Genomic DNA, 11,446 nt, shown 5'->3' with positions numbered 1-11,446 from the left:
GGCGTTCGCCGCGCGGATCGCCGAGCGGGCCGGCAAGTTCGACGAGGACGGCTTCCCGATCGCCGGCAAGCGCGACGGCGGAGGCAGCCGCAAGTGGGTGCTGCCGCTCGGCTTCGCGGCGGCGATCGCGCTGGCGGCGGGTTTCTTCTACATGATCACGAGCGGCGGGTCGCCGAAGTCATCCGCGGCATCGGTGTCGACGATCACGTCGCAGGCCCAGACGTCCGGGAGTAGCACGGGGGCTTCGAGCGTCGCGCTGCCTTCGGACTCGGCTTCCCCGTCGGCGTCGCCCTCCGCGACACCCTCAGCGAGCGCCACAATGGGCTCTGGCGGCGGCACGATCGTCATACCGAGAACCTCGACGCCGACTTCTCCGAAGTCGACGCCGTCGCCGACGAAGTCGTCATCTTCGCCTTCGCCGTCGCCAAGCCCTTCGGTCACCACCACGTCTCCGAGTCCGTCGCCCAGCGCTTCGCCCTCGAGCTCTGCGTCCTGACGCCTAGTCAGTGAACTTCACCCGGATGAGTGTCCGCGCACTCACGCACCGTCCCTCAGTCGAGCGATAGGACAGTGACTGGCCGGTGACCTTCGGCGCCGCGGCTTACCGTCGGCCGTGTGAATGCTGCCCCTACAGCCACGCCCACACCTACGCCGACATCAACGCGCCCGCCCCACCGTGGCGCGGAGCACGACCCGCTCCGAACTGAGCCAATCCGTCCGAGCGGGGAAGCGGGTGACGGATGGGGCCGTGCCGCCGCGTACGACGCCTATGCCGATGGTCTGCACACCTATGCGATCTGGTCGCTGCGGGACCACGACGCGGCGGTGGACGCGCTTTACTGCGCGTTCGTGATGGCCGATCGGCACGTCACGCAGCTTCGGCAGCCCGAACACGTTCACCCGTGGCTCTATGCGGTCATGCGGCACGAGTGCCAGCTGCGCAGCGGTCCTTCAAGTTCTAGTGCGCCTTCGCCGGTCTCCGGGCGGCTGCGTCCGCCCTGTGGCTCGGCGGACCCCGACGGTTCGCTGGCCGCGCTCGAGCGGAATCTGCGCCGCGCCGAGTTCCACTCGCTGGAGTGGCCGGAGTCGGAAGGGCTCGCCCCCGCGCACCGCGAGATCCTGGAGCTGACCATTCGCCACGGCCTGGACAGCCAGGGGCTCGGCCTGGTGCTCGGCCTCGGGCAGCCGGTCCGCACCGCCGCGCGCAGCCGGGCCGAAAACGGTCGCTCCACCGCCGGGCTCGTCGGTTCGGCCGGGTCACAGGGCTTCGGCATACTGGCGGACGCCTGGCGCGAACTCGAGCGCTCGCTCGCCGCCGTGGCCGTGGCAAAGGGGTCGCGCGAGCACTGCGCCCAACTCGCCGAGCTGACCTTCGGCTGGTCCGGCCGCCTGACCGCCGCCCTCCGCGCGCCGCTCACCGACCATGTGGACGCCTGTACGCGATGCCAGCACTACCTCCACACGGTGATCGGCACCCCGGCCGCGCCGACCATCCTGCCCTTCGTCGCCGCGCCGCGTGCCCTCCGCGAAATACTGCTCGGCGAGCTGCACGATCCGAACGCCGCACGGGACGCAGGGGTGGATCACGACGCCATCGCGCGCCGCCTGGAAGACTTCACCGCCGACGGCTTCCCCGCCGCCGCCGAGACGGTACCTGTTCGGCGGCGCAGCGGCCGACGTGTGTCGGCACAGAGCGCGCCCCGCTCCGCCGAGCCGAGCTCGAACCGACCGCGGCAGAGCGATTCGGGTGAGGACGAGCCGGTCAAGAACGAGCCCGGCCGACGCGTCCCGCGCCGGAACGAGCCGCAGGCGGACGACACGCTTCCCCGCCGCACGCCCGGTGTGAACAGGCCGCGAGCCACGACGGGCGCGGGGCCGGGGCAGGCGGGCGACACCGTGTACCGAGCTCCCGGGAGCTGGGCTGCGCGTGTTCTGCCTCCGGAGCACGGTCCCGAGGCGACGCGGCACTGGCATCCGATAGGGCCCGCCGCCGCTTCCACCACCGAGCAATTGACGGCGCCTCAGGCACGCGGCACATCTGACACGCCTGCGGCCTCATCCACGCGCCGCACTGCCTCAGGAACATCGGCGAGCTCAGGTACCTCAGCGCGCCCTACGTTCGTTGCGACGCCTTCGGGCCGCTTCGCAGTCCAGGCACCAGCCTCGTCCTCTGGTACCGCGGCACCGAATCCGCCGACGGCTCCACTTCCGAGGACGCACCAGCGCGCCACCCGTCAGCCCACGCACTTCGTCGCTCCTGCCGCCGAACCCCCGCGTGGCCCGGACGGTAAGCCACGCCCACGCCACAAGTCGCGGCCGGTCCGACAAGCCGTCACCTCGGCCGTCGCGCTTGGAGCCGTCGGTGCGGCAGCCGCCGCAGCCGCAGCACTTCTGGGCCTGACCTCCGAGGACCATCCCCAAGGCGTGCTCAGTGACCCGAAACTCTCGCTGCCGACGAGTCCCAGCACCGATTCCGGCGGCCTAAGCGTGTCCGTGAGTAGCGCGCCCGGCACGCCCGGCGTCTCGACGTCCTCGAATGCTCACATCCAGCCGTCGCCCGTCGGCTCGACCGCCGTGTCTCTCTCCGGAAGCACCGCACAGAGTCCCGCGGGCGGTTCAGGCTCCGCGTCGGTCCCGCCCGGCGTCAACCCGGCCGACTTCCACGTCAGCGTGAACCAGCGCTCCGGAGATCCGAACACCATCGTGATCCTGCTGCGCAACACCGGTCCGGTTCCCGTCCCGTGGACGGCGAGCACGCAGGACTCGTGGATCGCGCTGAGTCAGACCGCCGGCACCTTAGGCGCGGGGCAATCCATGGTCATCACCGCGACCGCGACGTCAGCCGCTCCGGCCGGATCGTGGACCAGCCGCGTCACGTTCGCCCCCGGCGGCACAGTGCTGACGATCCGCGGCGGCGCCACGACTCCCCCGCCGAGCACGGCTCCGCCGACGACACCGCCGCCGTCCACCTCGCCCCCGTCGCCAACGCCTTCCGGTGCAACCCCCGGGCCGACACCGAGCGGCCCGTCTGCCACGCCTACCGGCAGTGCTCCGAGCCCGTCAGCCGTCCACCAGAGCGGCGGCAGCCCCAGCAGCGCGCCGAGCGGTCGTCCGACCGGCAGCCGCCCGCCGACGCCACCACCGTCACAGCCAGCGAGACATCACTGAGCAGGGCGACCGGATCAGAGCAGGTCGTCGATGCCGGCGGGGTGCCGGGCGACCGGCACCTTCGCCGCTAGATGGGTGGCGCACATGTCGGCTAGCACGTCATACGCCGCCAGCCCCATCAGCTCGACCAGCTCCGGCCGGTAGGACACATACACCGGCTCGAACGCGATATGCGCGTCCGTGTTCCCGGTGCACCACCAGTTCAAGTCGTGACCGCCCGGCCCCCAGCCGCGCCGGTCGTACTCGCCGATCGTGACGATCAGCACCCGGGAGTCATCCGACCGGTCTACCCAGTCGTAGGTGCGCCGGATCGGCAACTGCCAGCAGACATCCGGCTTCGTCTCCAGCGGATGCCGCCCCTCCCTTATCGCCAGCGCATGCAGCGCACAACCCGCGCCACCGGCAAAGCCCGGACGGTTGAGGAAGATGCACGCACCCTCATGCACCCGCGTCTGCTTATCGCCGTCGTCGTCCGTCTCGGTGATCGACAGCCGCCCGCCCCGCTTCACAGCCTCGCCGTGGAACTGCCAGTTCTCCGGCGTCAGGCGGCGCGCCGCGTCCTTAACCCGCTTCTCGTCGTCCGCGTCCGAGAAGTGCGCTCCTAAGGTGCAGCAGCCGTCGTCCGGCCGCCCGGCATGGATCCCCTGGCATCCCGCCCCCCAAATGCACTGCCAGCGCGAGCACAGCCACGTCAGATCGGCGCGGAACAGCTGCTCGGCGTTTTCCGGATCGGGGAACTCGACCCACGCCCGGGGGAAGTCAAGCGTCACTTCAGGCACGTTGTCAGCCTACGTGCGGCGGCCTGCGGGCACAGCACCGCCGCGCCCGCCTTACCCTCTTCGGACGGGTGACACGGCCCTCAGTCCGTTCCCGGGCCCGCGCGCGGTCTGCGTGGTCTGTGCCGGTCGCGGCCCCGACCAGCCGCCTATCGCTCAGCCGGAGCCTCGATTCGGTGACGGTCACCCCCTACCGCCAGCGACGCGTCTCATTGTGGACTAGCTTCATGAGTATGCGGCTTGGGGTACTGGACGTCGGGTCCAACACAGTTCACCTGCTCGTGGTCGACGCACACCAAGGCGCTCGGCCACTGCCGGCCTTTTCCCACAAAACCGAGCTGCACCTCGTCGAGTTGATAGGAGAGGACGGGGCCATCACCCCGGACGGCGCCTCTCAGCTTGAGGCGTTCGTCGCCGAGTCGGTCGAGATCGCCGAGGACAAGGGGGTGGAGGAGATCATCGGCTTCGCCACCTCCGCCATCCGCGAGGCCGGCAACGGCGAGGCAGTCCTGGCCGGGATCCGCGAGCGCACCGGCGTCGAGCTCGCGGTGCTCTCCGGACGCGCCGAGGCCCGGCTCACCTTCCTCGCGGTGCGCCGCTGGTTCGGCTGGTCCGCCGGGCGGCTGCTCGTGCTCGACATCGGCGGTGGCTCGCTGGAAATGGCGTCCGGCTTCGACGAGGTGCCCGAGGTCGCCCAGTCCCTCCCGCTCGGCGCGGCCCGCCTCACCAAGGAGTTCCTGCCCGGCGACCCCCCGGACGACGAGGCCGTGCGCGCGCTGCGCCGCAGGGTGCGCGCGCAGATCGCCCGCTCCGTCGGCGACCTGGTCCGTTTCGGCCACCCGGACCGGACCGTGGCCACCTCGAAGACGTTCCGGCAGCTGGCCCGGGTCACCGGTGCCGCGCCGAGCGCCGAAGGGGTCTACGCCGCGCGCCGCCTCGCCCGCGCCGATCTGCACGAATGGCTGCCGAAGCTGGCCCGGATGCGCACCGCGGAGCGGGCCGAGCTGCCCGGCGTCTCGGCAGGTCGCGCCGGACAGCTGCTGGCCGGTGCGATCGTCGCCGAGGCGGCGCTCGACCTGTTCGAGGTCGACCACGTGGACATCTGCCCGTGGGCGCTGCGCGAGGGCGTGATCCTGCGCCGGCTCGACGGCCTGCCCGACGAATGGCAGTAGGCCCGACGTTTCCCTGCGGTCAACCGTTCCTTAGCACAGCGTGGGCTACGGGTGGGTAATCTCGGTGTCGTGACATGGGCGGTCGGCAGAACCGGTGAAGCGGCGTGGATCGCGCCGCCGAAGGTCACCCTCTCGACGATTTCCGTGTACCCGGCCAACACGGCCACCGGCTTCGCGACCGCCGCGCGGCTCGGCTACGACGGCGTCGAGGTCATGGTCACCAACGATCCGGTGAGCCAGTCGATCGACTCGCTGCGGCGGCTGCGCGACGGGCTGGGGCTGCCGATCCTCGCCATCCACGCGCCCTGCCTGTTCTGGCTGAACCTCCAGCGGGTCTGGGGCACCGAACCCTGGGCCAAGCTGGTCAAGGCACGTGAGGCGGCTGAAGCCTTAGGCGCGAACACCGTCGTCGTCCATCCGCCCTTCGTCTGGCAGAGCAAGTACGCGGCCGATTTCGTCACCGGCATCAAGCGGATGCAGAACGAGACCGACATCCGGTTCGCGGTCGAGAACATGTACCCCTGGCGCGCCCGGCGCATCGTCAACGAACGCGGCGTCGAGGCCTACGCGCCCGGCTGGGATCCGACCGAGCAGGACTACCCGAACTTCACCCTCGACCTCTCGCACACCGCCACCGCGCGCAACGACACCCTGGCGATGCTGGACCGCATGGGCCACCGGATGACGCACCTGCACCTGGCCGACGGCAGCGGCTCCAACGCCGACGAGCACCTCGTGCCCGGCCGCGGCAACCAGCCCTGCGCCGAAATCCTCGGGCTGCTCGGCCGCAATGGCTTCACCGGGAACGTGGTCCTCGAGGTCAACACGCGACGCGCGGTGGACGTGGAGGCGCGCGACGCGGATCTGCACGAGGCGCTGCTGTTCGCCCGGCGCCACCTGGTAACGGGCGCGGTGGAGCGGACGCCGGTAGCGGAGATCTCGGCTAACAACCAGTAGGCTCCGGACGTGGACCAGCTAGAGCGGCACGGCGACGGAAGCGACCACGCGTTGAAGCAGACCGCCTCGGTGGACGGCGGGCACGGAGGCGCGGCGACCGCCATCAACGTCGCGCCGACGGCCGAGACCGTCGTCCGACAGAGCCGGACCACCGTGGCGGAGGGCGACCACCAGCGCGTCGCGGTGCTGGGCGCCGGGAAGATGGGCGAGGCGCTGCTCTCCGGCGTGCTGCGGGCCGGAAAACCCGCGAGCGAGGTGTTGGTGACCGCGCGGCGGGCCGAGCGTGCCACAGAACTGACGGAGCGTTACGGCGTCGCCGCGGTCTCGAACGCCGACGCGGCCAAAGACGCCGACACGCTCATCCTGTGCGTCAAGCCGCAGGACATGGCCGCCCTGTTGACCGAACTCGCGCCGCATCTGCCCGCCGACCGGCTGGTCATCTCCGGCGCGGCCGGGATCACCACCGCGTTCGTCGCCGAGCGGCTCGGCGTCCCCGGACTGCCGGTCGTGCGCGTCATGACCAACACCCCGGTACTGGTGGACGAGGCGATGTCGGCGATCTCCGCCGGGGAGCATGCCTCTGACGTGCACCTGCGCCGAGCCGAGGAGATCTTCCGGCCGGTGGGCAAGACGATCCGGGTGCCCGAGTCGCAGCAGGACGCGGTCACCGCGCTGTCCGGCTCCGGCCCGGCCTACTTCTACTTCCTGGTCGAGGCGATGATCGACGCCGGGATCCTGCTCGGCCTGCCCCGCGCGACGGCGCACGAGCTGATCGTCCAGTCGGCGGTCGGCGCGGCGGTGATGCTGCGCGACTCCGGCGAGCACCCGGTCAAGCTGCGCGAAGCGGTCACCTCGCCGGCCGGCACGACCATCTCGGCGATCCGCGAACTGGAGCGGCACAGCGTGCGCGCCGCCCTGCTCGCCGCGCTCGAGGCGGCCCGGGACCGCTCGCGCGAACTCGCTTCGGGGGTGTAGCGGCGCGTAGCGGGTGATCACGGTTGGGATACGAGGCCTTCCGACTGATCGACACGCCGCCTAGGCTGCTGTGACCACCGTCCCACCGGATGCGCCCGACGCTCCGGTGGGACGGCGAGGAAACTCTCCCCTCACGCCGCCGCGCGGACCCCGGCCGAAGCCCGGGAAATGCAGCTTGCTTACGATGTATCGCGTGGGCAGACTCCTCCAGAGGCGGATCGGCGCCGCGACGGCCGTGGCCGCGGGGATCGCGGTCGCGCTCGTGCTCGCGGGGTGCAGCTCGGACGCGAACTCCGCGATCAAGGTCGCAGCGGTCGGCTACAGCACCGTGGCGCAGGTCGTCCAAGCCCCCGCGAACATCGTCCCTAAGGCACAGGTCTCGGCGACTGCTCCGGCTGACGGCACGGTCACGGAACTCGACGTGCGCGACGGCCAGCAGGTCACCGCCGGTCAGCTGCTCGGCCGGATCTCCTCCCCCGCTGCGCAGCAACAGCTCGCTCAGGCAAAGCAGGCCGCGGCGCAGGCGTCGTCGGCCGGTTCGGGTGTCCCGGCCACCGGAACCGGATTCACCAGCGCCGCCAATTCCGCGCGCTCGTCGGCCTCGAAGGCGTTCACACAGGCCCAGCTGGCAGCGCAGCAGATCACTGATCCGAAGCTTCGGCAGGCGCTGCTCGACCAGATCTCCGCCACGCAGAGCTCGTATGACTCGGCGATCAACGCGGTCGCCGGCGTCATCAATCAGTTCGAGCAGGGCCTGGCCTCGGCCTCGCAGGTGCTCGCCGCCCTCGGCCAGGCACAGAGCACCCAGGCGCAGGCCGCCGTCGACGTCGCCCAGCGCACCGTGGACGCGCTGACCGTCACCGCGGCGATCTCCGGCACCGTCACGCTCGGCAGCGGGCAGGCGAGCGCCGGCTCGGGCGGCCTCGGCTCGCTCAGCCAGCTGATCTCCCAGGCCGGCGCCGGGGCCAACACCGCCGCGGCCCAGGCGCTCGGCTCGGCTGCCGGCGGGAACACGGCCTCGAACGGCACCGTGATCGCGGTCGGCACCCCGGTCTCCAGCGGCGGCACGCTGTTCACCGTCACCGACGCCTCCGCGCTCTCGGTCGCCGCGCAGGTGGACGAGACCGACGTGCTGACCGTCAAGCCGGGAGTCAGTGCCCGCATTCAGCTCAACGCGGTACCCGGCGCCACATATCCGGGCGTCGTGACCGCCGTCGATCCCGGCGCGACCACGTCCAGCCAAGGCGGCGTGACGTACACCGTCCGGCTCAGCCTCGCCGCGGGCACCCTCTCCGACGGAACAGCCGCCCCGGTCCCGCTTCCCGGGATGAGCGCCATCGCGAACCTCGACGTGCTCACCGTGCAGGACGCGTTGTCGGTGCCGTCCGCCGCGTTGGTCACCGACGGCGACACGACCACCGTCTGGCTCGTCACCGGCGGAGTCGCGCACAAGCGGGTGATCCGGCTCGGCGCGCAGGGCGACACCGTCGTGCAGGTGCTCTCCGGACTCGCGGCGGGCGACCGGATCGTCGTCGCCGGCGCCGACAAGGTCTCGGACGGACAGCAGGTCGGATGAGCGAGGCCCCGTTCCCCGCCGCCGACCCGCCGCCCGGCGTCGCGATCGAGGCGCGCGACGTGCACAAGGTCTACCGCCTCGACGGCGTGGAGGTCTCGGCGCTGCGCGGGGTGACACTGCGGGTCGACGAGGGCGAATACGTCGCGATCACCGGGCCGTCCGGGTCGGGCAAGTCGACCCTGATGCACCTGTTCGGCTGTCTCGACCGGCCCAGCTCCGGGACGCTGCTCGTCGGCGGCCGCAGCATCAGCGAGATGGGCGACGCGCAGTTGGCCCGGTTGCGGAATAACGAGATCGGGTTCGTCTTCCAGTCCTTTCAGCTGTTACCGCGCACCTCGGCGGTGGACAACGTCGCGCTGCCGCTGGTCTACCGCGGCGTCGGGCGGAGCGAGCGCAGGCGACGGGCGACGGCGGCACTGGAGGCGGTCAACCTCAGCCACCGGCTGCGCCACCGGCCCACCCAGATGTCCGGCGGCGAGCAGCAGCGGGTCGCGATCGCGGTGGCGCTGGCGAACTCGCCGCGGGTCCTGCTCGCCGACGAGCCGACGGGAGAGCTGGACAGCGCGACGGCCGCGTCCGTGTTCGGCGCGCTGCAGACGGCCAACGCCGAGCTCGGCGCGACGGTGCTGGTGGTGACCCACGACCCGGCGGTGTCCTCGATGGTGCGCCGGGTGATCGCGATCAGGGACGGCAGGACCAGCACGGAGACGCTGCGGCGCGACGCCGCCGACGGCTCTGGCGCGCTGGAGCACGCCGTCGAGTACGCGGTGCTCGACCGTGCCGGGCGGCTCCAGCTCCCCCGCGAGATGACCGAGACGCTCGGCATGCGGGACCGGGTGCGGCTCGAAGCGGAACCGGACCATATCGGCGTCTGGCCGGACCAGCCGCAGCGCGCGGGCGCAACGGACAGCGACGGCGGTGCCGCGTGAGCATGGTCGACGTACGGGACGTCACCCGCACCTACGGCAGCGGCCCGACCGCGGCCACCGCCCTCCGCGGCGTCACCTTCACCATCGGCGAGGGGCAGCTGGTGGCGCTGCGCGGCCGCTCAGGGTCGGGCAAGACCACGCTGCTCAACGTCGTGGGCGGCCTCGACACCCCGGACGGCGGCACGGTGAGCGTGGCCGGGCAGCACGTGACCGCGATGGGCGAGCGTGACCGGATGCGGCTGCGCAGGGAAACGGTGGCGTACATCTTCCAGTCGTTCGGCCTGCTGCCGGTGCTATCGGCCGCCGAGAACGTCGGCGTGCCGCTGCGGATCTCCGGCGTCGCGCCGCGGCAGCGGGAGGAGCGCGTGGCGCTGATGCTGGCGCTCGTGGGCCTCGGCGGCCACGCCAGGCAGCGGCCTGGCGAACTGTCCGGCGGCCAGCAGCAGCGCGTCGCGATCGCCCGCGCGCTGGCCATCCGCCCCGCGCTGCTGCTCGCCGACGAGCCGACCGGCCAGCTCGACCAGGAGACCGGCAAGCAGATCATGCGGCTGCTGCGCGCCGTGGTCCGTTCCGAGGGCGTCACCGCCCTAGTGGCGACCCACGACCCGGCCCTGATCGACCTCGCGGACTCGGTCCTGAACCTGGAAGACGGCCGCATCGCGGCCCCCGCGTCAACCGGGTGATCACCACTGCGGGCCGGGCACAGCTCAGCCGGTGACGAGCGTGTTGTGGAAGGCGGTGATCTCATACTTGGCGTCGTGCCTGAGCAACACGAGCGTGATCGTGCAGGCGTGCTGGCCTGCCAGCGGGCCGCCGGGCGCGTCCATGGTGCCGCGGATGTGCGCCACGATCACCTGCTCGTCAAGTTCGCGCGCCTGGAGAACCTCGTAACTAACTGTGCTGCCGGCGTAGATCGTGTCGAAGATCTGCTGGTGGCCCGCGGCGATGGCCTCTCGCCCGGTGTGCAGGTCGCCCCTGATCGCGACGAAATCAGCGTCGGCGCTGAACGGCTCGCCGAAGGCGGCGCCGTCGGCGCGGTTCCAGGCCAGTTCGAGGCGCTGCATGATCGTTTCGGCGACCGCCGCCACATCGGTGGGTGCGTGCTGGCCGCGAGCTTCCGTGGTGGACATCGTGACCCCCGTCTTTGCTTGACACCTGTCAAGTACGACGGTAACCGCTATGCTTGACAGGTGTCAAGTACGAAAGAGCGCATCCTGAGCGCGGCCCGCGAACTAGTCGAGCAAGGCAACGGCGGCACGCCGAACATGTCCGAGCTCGCCCGCGCGGTTGGCATTTCACGCCAGGCGCTGTACCTGCACTTTCCGGACCGCGGATCGCTGCTGCTGGCGCTGGTCGCGGACGTCGACGAACGAGAAGACCTGCAAGCGGAGGTGTCCGCAATGCTCGCCGCGCCAGACGCCGCTGGCCAGATCCGGGCCTGGGTGCAGATGCAGGCGCGGCGCAACCCGCGGATCGGGCCCCTGGCCCGCGCTCTGGACCAAGCGCGACACAGCGATCAGGCGGCCGCGGCAGCATGGCGGGACCGCACCGATAACCGGATGCGCGGCGCCGTCATGGCCGTCACCCGGCTGCGCGACGAAGGCCGGCTCCACCCAAGCTGGACGGCGGGAGAGGCGGCCACGCTGCTGTGGGAACTCACCTCGTTCCGCGTATGGGACGACCTCGTCAACGAGTCCGGGCTGACGGCCGATCGCTACGTCGAGATCGCCACCGTCACCGCCCTCGCCGCCCTCACCAGCCCGCTCAACGACTTAGCTGCCCGGTGTTCACCCGCGCTCACAGGAACCGGATGATGCTCAGGGCACCGAAGGCAAGGCAGTAGATGGCGAACGGGGTCAGTGTCCTGGTCTGGAACCAGCGGACGAGGAACCT

11 protein-coding genes and 1 pseudogene are annotated in these 11,446 nt (G+C 71.3%); 8 read left to right on the top strand and 4 right to left on the bottom strand.

Annotated features, from left to right (window positions below):
- Window positions 1-147: 147 nt before the first annotated feature.
- Window positions 148-447, bottom strand: a complete 300-nt coding sequence (locus VGZ32_RS18760; protein ID WP_326887377.1) for a hypothetical protein — start codon at window positions 445-447, stop codon at window positions 148-150.
- Window positions 448-825: 378 nt separating this feature from the next.
- Between VGZ32_RS18760 and VGZ32_RS18755 the strand changes: the two genes are divergently transcribed.
- Entirely contained in the window at window positions 826-3,168 is a 2,343-nt protein-coding gene (locus VGZ32_RS18755; protein ID WP_326887376.1) for a hypothetical protein, read from the top strand.
- Between the two features lie 14 nt (window positions 3,169-3,182).
- On the opposite strand, the gene VGZ32_RS18750 is transcribed toward VGZ32_RS18755, so the two are convergent.
- A complete protein-coding gene (locus VGZ32_RS18750) occupies window positions 3,183-3,947 on the bottom strand; it encodes a hypothetical protein (protein WP_326887375.1) in 765 nt (254 codons plus the stop codon).
- A gap of 230 nt (window positions 3,948-4,177) precedes the next feature.
- Between VGZ32_RS18750 and VGZ32_RS18745 the strand changes: the two genes are divergently transcribed.
- The 6 genes from VGZ32_RS18745 to VGZ32_RS18720 all read left to right on the top strand — a co-directional run bounded on the left by VGZ32_RS18745 (window position 4,178) and on the right by VGZ32_RS18720 (window position 10,236).
- The gene (locus VGZ32_RS18745; RefSeq protein WP_349263652.1) at window positions 4,178-5,116 is read left to right on the top strand and encodes a Ppx/GppA phosphatase family protein; all 939 of its coding nucleotides are present in this window, start codon (window positions 4,178-4,180) and stop codon (window positions 5,114-5,116) included.
- A gap of 69 nt (window positions 5,117-5,185) precedes the next feature.
- Window positions 5,186-6,073 (top strand): sugar phosphate isomerase/epimerase, encoded by an 888-nt coding sequence (locus VGZ32_RS18740; RefSeq protein ID WP_326887373.1) that lies wholly within the window; start codon window positions 5,186-5,188, stop codon window positions 6,071-6,073.
- Between the two features lie 153 nt (window positions 6,074-6,226).
- Window positions 6,227-7,048 (top strand): pyrroline-5-carboxylate reductase, encoded by an 822-nt coding sequence (proC, locus tag VGZ32_RS18735; RefSeq protein WP_349263651.1) that lies wholly within the window; start codon window positions 6,227-6,229, stop codon window positions 7,046-7,048.
- A 193-nt stretch (window positions 7,049-7,241) separates the two neighbouring features.
- Window positions 7,242-8,624, top strand: coding sequence for an efflux RND transporter periplasmic adaptor subunit (locus tag VGZ32_RS18730; RefSeq protein WP_326887371.1), 1,383 nt, complete (start codon window positions 7,242-7,244; stop codon window positions 8,622-8,624).
- Entirely contained in the window at window positions 8,621-9,553 is a 933-nt protein-coding gene (locus tag VGZ32_RS18725; RefSeq protein WP_326887370.1) for an ABC transporter ATP-binding protein, read from the top strand. The genes VGZ32_RS18730 and VGZ32_RS18725 overlap by 4 nt, the downstream gene beginning before the upstream one ends.
- Before the next feature lie 2 nt (window positions 9,554-9,555).
- A complete protein-coding gene (locus tag VGZ32_RS18720) occupies window positions 9,556-10,236 on the top strand; it encodes an ABC transporter ATP-binding protein (protein WP_326887378.1) in 681 nt (226 codons plus the stop codon).
- Window positions 10,237-10,260: 24 nt separating this feature from the next.
- Here the strand turns inward: VGZ32_RS18720 and VGZ32_RS18715 are convergent, their stop codons facing one another.
- Window positions 10,261-10,683 (bottom strand): SgcJ/EcaC family oxidoreductase, encoded by a 423-nt coding sequence (locus VGZ32_RS18715; RefSeq protein ID WP_326887369.1) that lies wholly within the window; start codon window positions 10,681-10,683, stop codon window positions 10,261-10,263.
- Window positions 10,684-10,743: 60 nt separating this feature from the next.
- On the opposite strand from VGZ32_RS18715, the gene VGZ32_RS18710 reads away from it, so the two are divergent.
- A complete protein-coding gene (locus tag VGZ32_RS18710) occupies window positions 10,744-11,367 on the top strand; it encodes a TetR/AcrR family transcriptional regulator (RefSeq protein ID WP_326887368.1) in 624 nt (207 codons plus the stop codon).
- Here the strand turns inward: VGZ32_RS18710 and VGZ32_RS28765 are convergent.
- Window positions 11,351-11,446 (bottom strand): annotated as a pseudogene (locus VGZ32_RS28765) (undecaprenyl-diphosphate phosphatase); the annotation flags it as partial. The gene VGZ32_RS18710 and the pseudogene VGZ32_RS28765 overlap by 17 nt on opposite strands.

It is taken from the genome of Actinocrinis sp., from assembly GCF_035938995.1.
Classification (GTDB): domain Bacteria; phylum Actinomycetota; class Actinomycetes; order Streptomycetales; family Catenulisporaceae; genus DASZGI01.
Note: the sequence above shows the minus strand (reverse complement) of the source record. Positions and strands in the feature narration are given on the sequence as shown.

Coding starts and splice junctions, on each gene's coding strand:
- VGZ32_RS18745 (WP_349263652.1), top strand. CDS start 4,178: ATGCGGCTTGGGGTACTGGACGTCGGGTCCAACACAGTTCACCTGCTC.
- VGZ32_RS18725 (WP_326887370.1), top strand. CDS start 8,621: ATGAGCGAGGCCCCGTTCCCCGCCGCCGACCCGCCGCCCGGCGTCGCG.
- VGZ32_RS18720 (WP_326887378.1), top strand. CDS start 9,556: ATGGTCGACGTACGGGACGTCACCCGCACCTACGGCAGCGGCCCGACC.
- VGZ32_RS18715 (WP_326887369.1), bottom strand. CDS start 10,683: ATGTCCACCACGGAAGCTCGCGGCCAGCACGCACCCACCGATGTGGCG.